The organism is Luteimonas sp. A478 (assembly GCF_054052025.1).
Map to the genome: position 1 here is coordinate 303,007 of NZ_JBSVRF010000004.1, position 14,146 is coordinate 317,152.

A 14,146-nucleotide genomic window follows, 5' to 3' on the forward strand; every position below is an offset into this window, starting at 1 on the left:
AGAGCGTCAAGATGGCCTCCGGAGGATCAGAAAATTCAGGCCTCATCCTGCCATTTCGTACGCACTAAGTGTGAACTTCGCAGCCAATAAACCATGCGTTCCATCGACTAAAAAAAATGCCCGCAACTGGGTTGCGGGCATTGCTGGTCATTGAGCGCAAGCGGCAGTTCAGGCTTGGGCTGCCTTTATTGCGTCCCTTTCAGCTGGCTGTCAGAACTTGTAGTTGAAGCGTGCAAACAGAGAGACGCCATAGTAGTCGTACTGCGTCGCATTGACTGGCACGTTTCCGTAGCGTGATCCGGTGGCTGCGGCCGAAACAGTGTCCGGCTTTGTATTGAGCACGTTTCGGAGGCCGGCCAGCACCGACCACTTCGGCTGATCGAATCTGGCTGAGATGGAATGGTAGAGGCGGCTGTCGGCCGTTATATCCACCACTGCGTCCTCCCAGCCCAGATAGTTGTAGCTCCCGCTGGCGGAGAGGGGTGTCAGGCGCTTCGTGTTGTGTACGTAGTCCATGCCCCAGGTGTAAGTCCAGTCACCACGCTTGAGCGAGGTGACGAGGTTGCCCACCAGCTTGGGCCGCCCAATACCGCCAACGTAGTCGGAGATCGATTCGCCACCAGCCAAGGGGCTGTCGAACAGCTGCGTAACGTCCTCCTTGGTATAGGTGATCTGGCTTTCCATGGTCAAAGAGCCGAACGAAAAGTCATCGTCGTAGCGCATCAGCAAGTCGTAGCCCTTGACCTTCTGCTTGTTGATGTTGACGTAGCTGGCATAGATGTCGTCAATCTTGTTTGGCTCGACATCTGCGTTGGCGGGGTTACGGGTGAACATGCCGCAGAAGTCGTTCGGGAAGATCTCGGCGCCATAGCAGCTGCCCACGATTGCAGCCGCTCCTAATTGCGCAATCTGATCATTAACGGTGATCTCGAAGTAATCGAGGGCGATGCTGATCGGTGCAAACTCCGGAGTCCAGATCAGCCCGGTGGTGAAGGCTTCTGAGGTTTCGGGCTCCAGGAAGCCCTGGCCGCCGCCCGAGTACACAATGGCTGATGACGGTGCGCCGCTGTAGTCATCCGGAATACCCGAGGCTGCACAGTTCGCCCTCAGGAAGGAGTTGGTGCTTTCGCCCCAGTCGATGCAGGGGTCAATGGCGAGCTGGCCCTGGAAACCGGACTGGTTACCCAGGTAAAGCTCGTAAAGCCCCGGGGCGCGGTACGAGGTGCCCTTGGTCGCGCGCAGGCGCAGGGCAGGTACGATCTGCCAGCCCAGACCAGCTTTCCAGACAGAGTCCGACCCATCGACGGAATCGTAGTCAAACCACCGGCCGGACACGTTGAAAGTAAGAGCTTCCACGCCAGGCAGGCCGCGGAGCAGCGGAATGTCCAGCTCGGTGAAGATCTCCTTTACTGAATCGTCGCCCTTGGTCTGCTGTGCGGAGCTTTGGCCCCAAAGCAAGCCGGCGGCGGACAACGGGCCCGGCTGGTCGTCGATGCTGAATTTGCGGTACTCCGCGCCAATTGCGGCGGCAACAGCGCCGGCCGGAAGGCTGAACAGTTCGCCGGTGACCACACCGCTGAAGATGGTCTGGTCGTAGACAGTGTTGCCGCCGTCCCATGTGCCAATCAGACCCACCAGCTCATCCATGCGCTCGCCGCTGAGGAAGCCAGGGTCGAAATAGTTGATCGTTGGTGCGTTGTCGCTGTACTGCCAGTCGCCCGTCTTCGATGCGTCGATGACCAGGTTGTTGTAGTCGCCATCGGAGCGCGAATAGGAGGCGTTGACTTCCCAGGACCAGGTGTCAGCGAAAAGTCCGTCCAGACCAGTGTTGAAGTAAAAATAGTCAACGGTCTGGTTGCTGGATGAGCGGAACGGCATTACCGGCTGGGCGACGCCACTGGGGACTGCCGTATTGAGAAAGTCGGGATCATTGGCGTACGTGTAGCCGTACTGGGGGCTACCCGCGATGATCGGGAAGAATTGCCTGAAGCCTTCGTAGCTGGTCTTGCGGCGGTTGTACAGGAATTCGGCGTTCCAGTTGACGCTGCCAAAAGAGAAGTCGGCGGCGGCATAGACGCTCTGCCGTTCCATATCCTGGACGACCATTCCGTCGCCGAAAAACGGGAAGTTCAACCAGTCGGTGTAGCTTGCCTGGTCGGAGTTCTGGTAGTTGGTGCTCACACGTGGGCGATAGCCGGGAATATTGCCGACAGTCGTGCCATCCCATGAAGGAACCCAGCGGTCACCAAAGAGCGCATCCATGACTGTGTTGGCATATAGGTTGGTTGCTGAACATCCGCCCCAACGCGTACCTGCCAGCGTAGACCTGTCAACGCGGTCAATGCGGTTGCCCTGGGCATCCCACACGAGATCTTCCGCACAGCGGAAAAAGTCGCGATCGCCAAGCCGGAGCGGCTCCTGCTTGTAGTATTCACCGGCCAACACCACGCTTCCGGTGTTGAAGTTCCAGCCGTTTGCGGCAGAGATGTTGAACACTTCGCCGCCGCCGTACACCGGGACGCGGAAATTGAAGGACACCTCCGGCGAGTCAATGTTCTTGCGGGTGATCACGTTCACCACGCCGGCAACGGCGTCCGAGCCGTAGATGGACGAAGACCCATCTTTCAAAAGCTCTATGCGCTGAATTACCGAAGTAGGCAACACGTTCAAATCGAAGGCGCCGACTTGGCCGCGTGTGCCGGCGGGGCCAGGGCGGTGGCCGTTCAGCAGGACCAGAGTGCGGTTGGCGCCGAGACCACGAAGGGAGAGGGTTTGAGCGCCAACACCACCCTCGGTGACGTAAGCGCCGAACTGGTGGCTGATCTGGGTAGAGCCGGCGGCGATGCTGGACTTCTGCAAAAACTCCGCAGCTTCAATCTGCCCCAGGGATACGTTGGTGTCCGCCGTGATTACCTGGACCGGGGAAGTCGAGTCGTATTCAACGCGTCTGATGAGCGAGCCGGTAACCGTCATCCTGTCCAGCTCGGTGGGCTGTTCAGCAGACCTGGTCTGCTGCGCTGGCTGCTCTTCCTGCTGCTGATCGACTTGATCCAGATCGGCCGGATCGCTCTGCTCTTGGGCCAGCGCTGGAACTCCGTACAGGCAACCCATTACCGCAATGAACAGCGGCATTTTTTTCTTGAAAGCCAGTCCCCGCTTAATGGTTTGACGCATAGCTACTTCCCCTTTCCCCATGAAGTCTGATTGTTACTCTGCTGTTAAGGCGAGTATTGCTGAGGATTTACCGTTTATCAAGCAGTCAGCTTTGTCCGCTGATCAAAGGCCATCTGTGCCGCATTCCGTTGCCAGGTAACCTTCGATCAGATTGAGCATCTTTTCCTGGTGGCTGTAGTACCAAGGCATGCTGTGCGGCATGTCAGCAATGAGTTCGAATCTGGCGGGAACACTTCCCTGCACCGCGTTGTAGAAGTTGCGGGCGTGCAAGGCGGGAGTGCGTACGTCGCGGTCACCGACATACAACAACACCGGGATGTTGGCTTGATCCGAATGGCGGATCGGATCCATGCCGCTGACCGTCCGGCCTTGCAAGATACGTTGCAGCCTGTTGTCACTCCAAGTGGTGCTCAACCGCCCAAGATCGGTGACCGGGGCGCCAGAAATGGCGCATTGATAAGGACTGTTCGGGCGGACCACAGCGGCTGCGGCCGCGAACCCTCCGTACGAATAACCAAAGATCGCGAGCCGCCCCGAATCGGCAATTCCCTGTTCCACCAGCCAAGCAGCGCCGTCGTCCTTGTCGTCCTGCATTTTCTGACCCCACTCCGCGTCCCCGGCGAGCCAAAGATCCCGGCCCAACCCGGCGGAGCCTCGATACTGTGGGCGCAGCACTGCGTAGCCACGGGAAGTAAGGAACGGAACCCAGCCGGTTCCGTCCCAGCCAGCGTAGTCGCGAGCCCAAGGGCCGCCATGTGGGTGAATGATGGTGGGCAGAGGGCCATCTTCCGCGCTCCATCCGGCCGGCAAGTCGAGGATGGCTGGAATCTGCATGCCATCGCGGGCCGGGTAAGTCACCCAGCGCTGTTCACCGATGCTGTCAGGATTCACATGTGGGCGTTGGCTGCCCAGCGGGACCACTTTTTCACGATCAAGGAGAAGTTGGTGGGTTGGTGAGTGTTGAGCGGTGGAGGTGGTGAACAGCACTCGCGAAAGATCGTCGTTATAGCCGTCGATAGAAACACTTTGCCCAGGGTACGCGGCTTGCAGCGCAGTGTGGATTGCCAGCATCTCCGGATCCACGTAAGTGACTTCACGTTGGGGGCCATCGACGACGAAGCCCAGAACGCGGTTGAAGTCGCTGGGTTGATTCCCAAAAATCAGACGGGCGATGGAGTAGTCCGGATGGGCGATCAGCGGCTCGTGATCGAAGTCACGAGTGTCAGGGTCGTACATCGTCGCCTGGACCTGGTCGGAGAACAGGTCGGTGAGTACATAGAACTTACCGGTCTCTTCATCGATACCCACGACCTCCACTGTGTAGCGTTCGCTCAAGCGGCGGGTCAGGTTCTCGTGCGTTTCGAATTCGCCTGTCTCCCGGTTTTTGATCAGGATTCTTTGCTCGTACTCATCGCTCGAAATTGGCTCGAGCTGCGTGCGGGTGAGCAACGTGCCGTCGCGCGGGTTGAACAGTCCGGGACTGGTGCGTCCACCAGCACGAAACAGCAGAGTCGTCGCCCCGGTGCGCAGGTTGTAGAGATAGTAGTTGCCGCCCAGGGTGGCCGTACTGATCTGATTGACGATGACGTTGTCCGGGTCCAGAGGCAGGGTATGGACCAGCGAGGCCGTGCCGGCTAGCTCCATACAACGTTGTGTTTGCTCGCTCACCCCGATCCGGCGGGTATTGTTTGCGAATGCCTCGTCGAAATCGCGGTGTTTGGAATCGGTCAGGTAGGCCTTGGTGACAAAAGTTCTCGTTGCGCCGGTTGTCCGGCCCTCACCGCAACCGCCCAGTTGTCCCGTCCATTCCTGGCGACCTATGACAAGGACGCGATCAGCCTTCATGGCGTTGGCCGCGATGAATTTCATGCGGTCGCCCGAGGGAGTGATCACTGGTCCGGCGTCCAGATCATCAAGATCCCAGGTGGCCAGGGCGGTATCACGATAGTTCGTACCAGGCGCAGCAACCAGGGCCACGAGGTTCTTGCCGTCTACGCTCATTGAGACGGATTGGATGTCCGGTGTGCGGGCAAAGGCATCGGCTGGGATAGGTTCGCGTGCGAACAAGGTCCCAGTCGCCAATGTGAGCGACAGAAGTGCAAGGTGAATTTGTGTGGCTCTGGTGATCATGCATCCCTTCCCATCTTGGAGTGAGCGCCAAATTTCGGCTCCAGTACGGCCGAGATTAGCTGATTTTCAAGGTGGGTTCAGTTGCCGTTAATTTGTGCGCAGGCGCCCGACTGGAAAGGCGCTGACCTGCGCGCCTGATGCAGTTGATAAACTAGTCGTCTCATCGCCCAGTGGGGCGTAACGTGCAAGAGGCAACATGCAGATGAAGGTGCATCCCCGAGCAGTCCAAGGGGAGCTGACTCCCCTCCCTAACGTCCGCAACATCATCGCGGTCGGCTCCGGCAAGGGCGGGGTCGGCAAGTCCACCACCTCGGTCAACCTGGCTCTGGCTCTGGCAGCTACCGGAGCACGGGTAGGAGTGCTGGACGCCGACATCTATGGGCCAAGCATTCCCACCATGCTGGGGATCTCGGGCCGGCCGGAAAGCCCTGACAACAAGTCGATCATTCCGCTGCGCGCCCACGGGCTGGAGGCAATGTCGATCGGCCTGCTGGTGGAGTCCGACACGCCGATGATCTGGCGCGGACCGATGGCCACCTCGGCGCTCAGCCAGCTGCTGGCCGATACCCGCTGGGGCGGCGAGGAAGGGCTGGATTACCTGATCGTGGACCTGCCGCCGGGTACCGGCGACATCCAGCTGACCCTGGCGCAGAAGATCCCTGTAGCCGGTGCGGTGATCGTGACCACGCCGCAGGAAGTGGCCACGCTGGATGCGCGCAAGGCGCTGAAGATGTTCGAGAAGGTGGATATCGCCACCCTGGGGCTGGTTGAGAACATGGCCCAGCATGTGTGCAGCAACTGTGGCCACGTGGAACACCTGTTCGGCCAGGGCGGCGCGATGCAGATGGCTGAAAAGTACGGCGTGCCCCTGCTTGGATCGCTGCCGCTGGAAGCACGGATCCGCGAGCAGGGCGACGTGGGTACGCCGCTGGTGGCGGCGCAGCCGGACTCGTCCGCCGCGCAAGCCTATCGGGAAGTGGCGCAGCGACTGGTGGAAGAGCTGGAGAAGCGTCCACGGGCAAAAGTCTCGATTTCCGCATCGCTGCTGTAAGCGTCGTAGGGGGCCGTCGCCGTGCACGGTGACGGCTACAATGCGCGGCTCACCGCCCGCCTGCTGAGGGATATCACTGCATGAGCATCAAGAGCGACCGCTGGATCCGGCGCGTGTCCGAGGTTCCCGGCGGCATGATCGAGCCGTTCGAGCCCGGCCAGGTGAAGCACGCGGCTGATGGCGAGCGGATCGTCAGCTACGGCACTTCCAGCTACGGCTATGACGTGCGCTGCTCGCGCGAGTTCAAGGTGTTCACCAACATCAATTCCACCATCGTCGATCCGAAGAACTTCGACCCGAAGAGTTTCGTGGACGTGGTGGATGACGTGTGCATCATCCCGCCCAACTCGTTTGCGCTCGCGCGCACGGTGGAGTTTTTTCGCATCCCCCGCGATGTGCTGGTGGTGTGCCTGGGCAAGAGCACCTACGCGCGCTGCGGGATCATCGTCAACGTGACCCCGCTCGAGCCGGAGTGGGAAGGCCACGTGACGCTGGAGTTCAGCAACACCACGCCGTTGCCGGCGCGCATCTACGCCAACGAGGGCGTGGCGCAGATGCTGTTTTTCCAGGCGGCCGCGGACGACGTCTGCGAGACCTCGTACAAGGATCGTGGCGGCAAGTACCAGGGCCAGACTGGGGTCACCTTGCCGCGCACCTGAGCGCCGGGCTCATCCCAGCAGGGCTCCCTGCAGCAGCCGGATCCGTTCCACCAGCGCTTCGGGCGAATAGGGCCGCGCGGTCACCCGTCCCCATACCGGGGCGGGCCATGCAGGGTCGTGCTCGAACCGGGCGATCACGTGCACGTGCAGCTGCGGCACTAAATTGCCGAGTGCGGCCACGTTGAGCTTGTGCGGGCGGAATCCTTCCTTCAACAGGTGCTGGGCCAGGTCTATTTCGTCTGACAGTTCCAGGCGCTGGGCGGGATCCAGGTCGATCATTTCGCGTGCGCCGGCGACGCGGGGCACCAGTACCAGCCACGGGTAGTTGGCATCGTCCATCAGCCGCAGCTCGCACAGCGGCAGCACGTGGACGGGATGGGAGTCCGTGGCCAGGCGCTCGTCCAGGACGTAGGGGCCGGGGTCTGTGTGTCTTGCCATGACGCCTCTCCGGGCTTTGGCCCAAGGCTGCTCGAGGAACTTCAGGGTACGCGGCGGGCGTGATGGCTGCGCTATGCTCGGCAAGGTCGCGATCGCGGGCATGGGCGGCCACGGGCAGCATGCGGACACAGCATAAAAAAGGGGTGGGCCGCGCATGCTGAGCGTGGGTGCGGTGGGATTGGCGGCGCTGCTGTGGCTGGGCGTTCTGTTTGCCGCGGCGCTGTTCGGCGAGCGCCATCCGCAGGCCTTTGCCCGGCACTGGCGGCACGTGTATGTGCTGTCGCTGGCGGTGCACTGCACGTCGTGGACCTTCTACGGCACGATCACCCAGGCCACCCGGCATGGCTGGCCGCTGCCGCCGACCTTCCTCGGCGCGATCCTGTTCTACACGCTGGCTTTTGCATTCATGATGCGCCTGGTGCGGCTGGCGCGGGAAAGCAATTCCACCTCCCTGGCCGACCTGATCGCCACCCGGCTTGGCAAGGATGCGTGGCTGGCCGCCACCGTCACCCTGGTGGCGGCGCTGGGGCTGGTTCCCTATATCGCCCTGCAGCTGAAAGCCGTGACCATGAGCTTCGGCACGCTGACCGGGGCCGTCGTGGTGGACGTAGCCCAGGTGCCACCGTGGCGTGACAGTGCCCTGTACGTGGCCTTGGCGATGGCGCTGTTCACCATGCTGTTCGGCACCCGCCGGGTCAGTGCGGCCGGGCACAATCGCGGGCTGGTGCTGGCGCTGGCGTTCGAGTCGCTGTTCAAGCTGGGGGCGATGCTGGCGCTGGGCGCGTTCGTCTGGCTGGCGCTGGGGCCGCTGCCGGAAGTGCCGCCGGCGCCGGTGGCGGCGTCCACTGGCGGCCTGGTGCCGCTGGTGCTGCTGGGCGGGCTGGCCATGTTCATCCTGCCGCACCAGTTCCACGTGGCGGTGGTGGAGTGCCGCGATGAGGCGCACGTGCGTACGGCGCGCTGGCAGTTCCCGCTGTACCTGCTGCTGATCGCGATACCGGGCCTGCCGCTGGCGAAGGCGGGCATGGCGCTGCTGGGCGACAGCGTGCCGTCGGATATGTATGCGCTGGCGGTGCCGCTGTCGCAGGGGGCGAACGGGATCGCGCTGTTCGCGTTCCTCGGCGGCCTCAGCGCGGCCACCGGCATGGTGATCGTGAGCACGCTCACCCTGAGCCTGATGATCGGCAACCACTGGTTCGCGCCGGGGCTGCTGCGCGGCGCCTGGTCGCGGAGCGGTGCGGGGGAGCGGGACCACCGCGGCGGCCTGCTGCTGCTGCGGCGCGTCGGGATCCTGGCAATCATGCTGCTGGCCTGGGCCTACGGTCGGGTGGTGGGCGAGAGCGAAATGCTGGCCGATATCGGCGCGGTGTCGTTCTCCGCGCTGGCCACGCTGGCGCCGGCCCTGGGATTTGCTGTCTGGCGACCGCATACGCCGCCGCGGGCGGCCATCGCCGGGGTGCTGGCCGCATTCGCGATCTGGGCGTGGGTGATGCTGGTGCCGGCCTTGGCAGGCGTCGATTCCACGTGGCTGGTGCAGGGACCATTGGGATTGGCTTGGCTGTCACCGGACGGGCTGTTCGGGCTCACCGGATGGAGCCGGCTGGGACGCGCGGTCGGGGCGACGCTGTTCATTGGCACGCTGGTAACGGTGCTGGCGGGGCTGGCCGAGCATCGCGAAGGGGATCGCCGCTCCGGCACGGCCGACCGGCAGACGCTGCGTCGGGCCGGGCGGCGGTTCCTGCCGCCGGCGCTGGTGGACCAGGTGCTGGAACAGGCGCCGGCCAGCGGACCGGTGCCGGCGGCGATCGAAGCACGCCTGGAGCGTGAGCTCTCGGCGGTGCTCGGCAGCGCCTCGGCCCGCCTGTTGCTGGACGCCGCCCGGCGGGAAGCCGGGCCGGACCTGGATACCGTGGCCACGATCGTGGGCGAGGCATCGCAGGACCTGCGCTTCAACCAGCGGGTGCTGGAGGCAGCCCTGGAAAACATGAGCCAGGGCATCAGCGTGGTGGACTACGACCTGCGGCTGGTGGCGTGGAACACGCCGTATGCCGAGCTGTTCGACTATCCGCCTGAGCTGCTGCGGGTGGGCGTGCCGGTGGCCGAACTGGTGGGCCACAACGTGGGCGCCGGGCTGGTGGAAGCGGGCAATGTGCAGATGGAGGTGGACAAGCGCCTGGCCCACATGCGCCTTGGAACCCCCTACGTGACCGAGCGCCGGTTCCCGGGTGGCGGAATCATCGAGATCCGCGGCAACCCGATGCCGGGCGGCGGATTTGTGGCCACCTTCACCGACGTGACTGCGTTCCGGCGCAGCGAAGAAGCCTTGCGCCAGGCCAATGAAACGCTGGAGCAGCGGGTGGCCGATCGCACCGCCAGCCTGGACCAGGCCCGGCGCGAGGCGGAGCGTGCCAATGACGCCAAGAGCCGGTTCCTGACCGCAGTGGGGCACGACTTGATGCAGCCGCTGCACGCGGCGCAGCTATTCACCGATTCGCTGAGCCGGCAGCTGCCGGGCGGCCCGCAGCACGAGCAGCTGGGGCAGATCCGCGGTGCGCTGGATTCGACCAGCGATCTGCTGACCGGTCTGTTCGACATGTCGCGGCTGGAAGCCGGGGGACTGGTGGCGCAGCCGCGCCGGTTCCCCCTGGCCGAGGTGCTTGATCCGTTGGCATCCGAATTCGGTGCGCTGGCCGCGGCGCGCGGGCTTATGTTCCGCTATCGCCCCAGCCACGCCTGGACCAGCAGCGATCCACAGCTGCTGCGACGGGTGCTGCAGAACTTCCTGGCCAACGCGGTGCGTTACACGCACAGCGGCCGGGTGCTTCTGGGGGTACGGTCGGAGGGCGAACGGCTGCGCATCGAAGTGCATGACACCGGGCCGGGGATTGAGCCGGCGCAACTGGCTTCGATCTTCGAGGAGTTCCGTCGTGGTGAAGGTGCGGCCGGGCAGGGGCTTGGCCTGGGCCTGGCGATCGCCGAGCGCATCGCGGGGCTGCTGGATGCGCCGCTGCGGGTCAGCAGCACGGTGGGCCGGGGCACCACGTTCAGCCTGCTGCTGCCGCGCGCCCCCGGGGCGCGGGTTGCTGCGCCTGCGGCGCCCCGTGCGCGGCTGGCAGGGACCAGGATCCTGGCAGTGGACAACGATCCCGTGGCTTTGGAGGCACTGGCGGGTGTGTTGCGGGGATGGGGCTGCGAGGTGGAAGCCGTGGCCGATGGCGAACAGGCCGCCGCGGTGCTCGAATCGCGCCCCTGTGCGCTGTGGCTGTTCGATTACCACCTCGACGACGGCGATACCGGGGTGGCGCTGCACGCACGGTTGATGGAGCGGTTCGGGGCGCGGCCCACGCTGATCCTGAGCGCGGACGGGACCGCCGAGGTGCGCCGCGAAACGCTCGACATCGGGCTGGCGCTGCTGTCCAAACCAGTGCGGCCGCTGGCGCTCAAATCCGTCCTCGACCGCATGCTCGCCGCCCAGCTGTAGGAGCGCGCCATGCGCGCGAAGCCGCGTGACATCGATCGGCGGATACAATGGCGGGATGCCTTACACACCGATCGTCGCTACCCTTGGCTATGTGCTCTCGCCCGATGGCAGCAAAGCGCTCCTGATCCATCGCAACGCCCGCAAGGACGACCAGCACCTGGGCAAGTACAACGGCCTGGGCGGCAAGATCGAGGCTGACGAGGATGTGGTCGCCGGCATGCGCCGCGAGATCCGCGAAGAGGCGGGGATCGAGTGCGACGAACTGCGCCTGCGCGGCACCATCAGCTGGCCCGGCTTTGGCAAGAACGGCGAGGACTGGCTGGGCTTCGTATTCGTGATCGACCGCTTCAGCGGCACGCCGTACACATCCAATCCGGAAGGCACCCTGGAATGGGTGGCGGTGGACCGGATCATGGAGTTGCCGCTTTGGGAGGGGGACCGCGAGTTCCTGCCGCTGGTGTTCGACGCCGACCTGCGCGCCTTCCACGGGGTGATGCCGTACCGCGACGGGCGCATGCTGTCCTGGAACTATTCGCGGATCTGAGCCTCCGGCTCAGGGCGGATCTGAGTCTCGCGGTCAGGCCTCGAGCTGGCGCGCGGGGTCGCCGATCTCCAGCTCGCGCAGCACCACGCTGGCATGGGTGCGGTTGCGCACGCCCAGCTTCTCGAAGATGGCCGACAGGTGCGCCTTCACCGTGCGTTCCTGCACGTCCAGGCGGTCGGCGATCTGTTTGTTGAGCAGGCCCTCGGCCACCAGGGTCAGCACCCGGAACTGCTGCGGAGTCAGGCTGGCCAGGCGCCCCGCCAAGTCGGCATCGCCGGGCAGCGAATCGGCGCGCTCCACCGCACCGCGCAGCGCCTGCGGCAGCCACTGCTCGCAGGCGAGCACGGTGCGGATGGCCTCGCGCATCTCGTCCAGGCCCGCACTTTTGGGAATGTAGCCGGCGGCGCCGTGGTCCAGGGCGCGGCGGATCACCTGCGGATCCTCGTTGGCCGAGACCAGCACCACCGCCACCGCCGGGAACTGTGCGCGGATGGCGGCGAGCCCTGCAAGGCCGTGGTTGCCGGGCATGTGCAGGTCCAGCAGCACCAGGTCGATCTCCGCGTGCGTCTCGAGCAGTTCGATGACGCCGGCGAACGAGTCCGCCTCGCAGGCCACCGTGTCCGGCACGGCTTCCAGCGCCGCACCCCGCAATGCGGCGCGGAACAGGGGGTGGTCGTCGGCAATCAACAGGGTGGGCATGGTCTGATTGTAGGGGCCACTGCAGGGTGTGCTGGCTGTACGAAGGTACGATGCTGCTTCGGGCAGTGGCTGATATCGTCGGCGCATGAAGGCAGAATCCGTCCGTATCCCCACTCTCGCGCTGGCAACGCTGCTGGTGGCCTGCGCTTCCGGCGCCGGCCCGGCGGCTCCGCAGGCCATGACATTCACCGACCATCGCAACAGCGTCCACCGTGATGGCGACGACCTGCTCAGCGCCGGGCTGGGCGTGGCCGGGCTGCGCACGCCGGTCGCCCCGGCATTCGCCGATCCGGAACAGCCTGCCGCTGAAGAACTGCGCCAGCGTGCGCTGTGGACCAGCTGGCGTGGCATCGCCGACTTGCGGCCGGGCGGAGTGGGCGACGAGTACGGCGGCCTGGATCCGGTGCCCGGGCGCGAGTTCCATGCGCTGGCGCGGTTGCCGGATGCAAGCCATCCGCACCGGGTGATGCTGCAGCTTCCCGACGCGTTCGATGCCAGCCGTCCCTGCCTGGTGGTGACGGCTTCCTCCGGCTCACGCGGCATCTACGGATCGATCGCCGTCGCCGGCGGCTGGGGCCTGCCGCGCGGGTGCGCGGTGGCTTATACCGACAAGGGCGCGGGCAGCGATTATTTCGACCTGGATCTGGGCATGGGCATCGATGCCGCCGGCCAGTCCGGCGCCAACCGTGGCGCGGCGGTGTTTGCCCCCGATGCCGCCGCCGACGCATCCGGCGTGGCATTTGCCCATGCGCACTCCCAGGACAACCCGGAAGCGGACTGGGGCCGGCATGTGCGCCAGGCGGCCGAGTTCGCCCTGCACACCCTGGGTGAAGCCCTTCCCGGGCTGGGGCCTTTTACCTTCGCCAACACCCGCATCATCGCCGTGGGTATCTCCAACGGCGGCGGCGCGGTGCTGCGCGCCGCCGAACTGGAGGGTGACTGGCTGGATGCGGTGGTGGCCGGGGAGCCCAGCGTCTATTCGCCGGGCGAAGGCTCGCGGAGCCTGTATGACTACACCACCGAAGCGGCCCTGCTGATGTCCTGTGCCCTGGCTGGTCGCGAAGACCTGCCCATGTCGCCGTTGTCGCCGGTTTCCGCGCCGCTGCGCGCGGCACGCTGCGCCTCGCTGGCCGCGGCCGGCCTGGTGGAAGGCGCGGACATTGAACAGCAGGCGGCTTCGGCATGGCAGCAGCTGCGTGATGCGGGCTGGAGCGAGGAGGCGCTGCGCGCCGGAGCGCTGTCGGTGGATTTCGACCTGTGGCGCTCGGTGGCGGTGACCTACGCCTCCGCCTATGGTCGCTATCGCGCTGGGGAACACCCCTGCGGCTTCGGGTTCGCCGCCCAGAACGCCGACTTCAGTCCGCGTCCAACCACGGCGGTCGAGCGTGCCGCATGGTGGAGCGACGCCAGCGGCATTCCCCCCGGCAACGGCGTGGGCATCATTGATCCGCAGGCCGCGATGCCGGATCCCACCCTGGCCGGGGTGCAATGCCTGCGGGCATTGGCCGAGGACGACAGTGAGGCGGCGCGACGGGTGGGCGAGGGCGTGACCGCCACCCGTGCCGGCCTGCCGCGGGCCGGGCTGCCGGTGGCGCTGGTGCACGGCGTGGACGACGGCCTGATCCCGATTGCTTTCACCAGCGATCCCTACGTTGCATGGGCTCGGGCCGCGGGCCGCGACGTCTCGCTGTGGCGGGTGCATGGAGCGCAGCATTTCGACGGCTTCCTGGTGCTGCCCGATTACGCAGCGCGCTATGTGCCGCTGATTCCCTATGTGCATGCGACGCTGGACCAGGTGACGGCTCATCTCGACGGTGAAGCTCCGCTTCCGGTGGATGCGGACATCAGGCCCGCCAGCCGTGAAGGTGCAGCCGTGCCGACCCGGGCGCAGCTTTCGATCCCATAGCCGCATTGCCGGGTGCAACCGGTCGCACTGTGGTGCATGGGCCGTTGCTATGATCGGCCCGTAT

9 protein-coding genes are annotated in these 14,146 nt (G+C 64.9%); 5 read left to right on the forward strand and 4 right to left on the reverse strand.

The window, feature by feature from the left end:
* Positions 1-210 precede the first annotated feature (210 nt).
* Entirely contained in the window at positions 211-3,174 is a 2,964-nt protein-coding gene (locus ACW7G3_RS10410; RefSeq protein ID WP_456982681.1) for a TonB-dependent receptor plug domain-containing protein, read from the reverse strand.
* Between the two features lie 102 nt (positions 3,175-3,276).
* On the reverse strand, positions 3,277-5,304 hold the full coding sequence (locus tag ACW7G3_RS10415; protein ID WP_456982682.1) for an alpha/beta hydrolase family protein: 2,028 nt from the start codon (positions 5,302-5,304) through the stop codon (positions 3,277-3,279).
* A 196-nt stretch (positions 5,305-5,500) separates the two neighbouring features.
* Between ACW7G3_RS10415 and apbC the strand changes: the two genes are divergently transcribed.
* Positions 5,501-6,355: an iron-sulfur cluster carrier protein ApbC gene (gene apbC / locus ACW7G3_RS10420; protein ID WP_456982683.1), complete on the forward strand. Its 855-nt coding sequence runs from the start codon at positions 5,501-5,503 to the stop codon at positions 6,353-6,355.
* 80 nt (positions 6,356-6,435) lie between these two features.
* Positions 6,436-7,014 (forward strand): dCTP deaminase, encoded by a 579-nt coding sequence (gene dcd, locus ACW7G3_RS10425; RefSeq protein ID WP_456972707.1) that lies wholly within the window; start codon positions 6,436-6,438, stop codon positions 7,012-7,014.
* A gap of 9 nt (positions 7,015-7,023) precedes the next feature.
* Here dcd and ACW7G3_RS10430 read toward each other — a convergent pair whose 3' ends face one another.
* Entirely contained in the window at positions 7,024-7,452 is a 429-nt protein-coding gene (locus ACW7G3_RS10430) for an HIT domain-containing protein (protein WP_456982684.1), read from the reverse strand.
* 154 nt (positions 7,453-7,606) lie between these two features.
* On the opposite strand from ACW7G3_RS10430, the gene ACW7G3_RS10435 reads away from it, so the two are divergent.
* Both ACW7G3_RS10435 and ACW7G3_RS10440 read left to right on the forward strand, forming a co-directional pair.
* Positions 7,607-10,933, forward strand: a complete 3,327-nt coding sequence (locus tag ACW7G3_RS10435) for a hybrid sensor histidine kinase/response regulator (protein WP_456982685.1) — start codon at positions 7,607-7,609, stop codon at positions 10,931-10,933.
* A 55-nt stretch (positions 10,934-10,988) separates the two neighbouring features.
* On the forward strand, positions 10,989-11,477 hold the full coding sequence (locus ACW7G3_RS10440; RefSeq protein ID WP_456982686.1) for an NUDIX hydrolase: 489 nt from the start codon (positions 10,989-10,991) through the stop codon (positions 11,475-11,477).
* 33 nt (positions 11,478-11,510) lie between these two features.
* Here the strand turns inward: ACW7G3_RS10440 and ACW7G3_RS10445 are convergent, their stop codons facing one another.
* On the reverse strand, positions 11,511-12,176 hold the full coding sequence (locus tag ACW7G3_RS10445; protein ID WP_456982687.1) for a response regulator transcription factor: 666 nt from the start codon (positions 12,174-12,176) through the stop codon (positions 11,511-11,513).
* Positions 12,177-12,261: 85 nt separating this feature from the next.
* Here ACW7G3_RS10445 and ACW7G3_RS10450 point away from each other — a divergent pair, with 85 nt between their 5' ends.
* Positions 12,262-14,082: a 3-hydroxybutyrate oligomer hydrolase family protein gene (locus ACW7G3_RS10450; RefSeq protein ID WP_456982688.1), complete on the forward strand. Its 1,821-nt coding sequence runs from the start codon at positions 12,262-12,264 to the stop codon at positions 14,080-14,082.
* Positions 14,083-14,146 lie beyond the last annotated feature (64 nt).

Coding starts and splice junctions, on each gene's coding strand:
- ACW7G3_RS10410 (WP_456982681.1), bottom strand. CDS start 3,174: ATGCGTCAAACCATTAAGCGGGGACTGGCTTTCAAGAAAAAAATGCCG.
- ACW7G3_RS10415 (WP_456982682.1), bottom strand. CDS start 5,304: ATGATCACCAGAGCCACACAAATTCACCTTGCACTTCTGTCGCTCACA.
- apbC (WP_456982683.1), top strand. CDS start 5,501: ATGCAGATGAAGGTGCATCCCCGAGCAGTCCAAGGGGAGCTGACTCCC.
- dcd (WP_456972707.1), top strand. CDS start 6,436: ATGAGCATCAAGAGCGACCGCTGGATCCGGCGCGTGTCCGAGGTTCCC.
- ACW7G3_RS10430 (WP_456982684.1), bottom strand. CDS start 7,452: ATGGCAAGACACACAGACCCCGGCCCCTACGTCCTGGACGAGCGCCTG.
- ACW7G3_RS10435 (WP_456982685.1), top strand. CDS start 7,607: ATGCTGAGCGTGGGTGCGGTGGGATTGGCGGCGCTGCTGTGGCTGGGC.
- ACW7G3_RS10440 (WP_456982686.1), top strand. CDS start 10,989: ATGCCTTACACACCGATCGTCGCTACCCTTGGCTATGTGCTCTCGCCC.
- ACW7G3_RS10445 (WP_456982687.1), bottom strand. CDS start 12,176: ATGCCCACCCTGTTGATTGCCGACGACCACCCCCTGTTCCGCGCCGCA.
- ACW7G3_RS10450 (WP_456982688.1), top strand. CDS start 12,262: ATGAAGGCAGAATCCGTCCGTATCCCCACTCTCGCGCTGGCAACGCTG.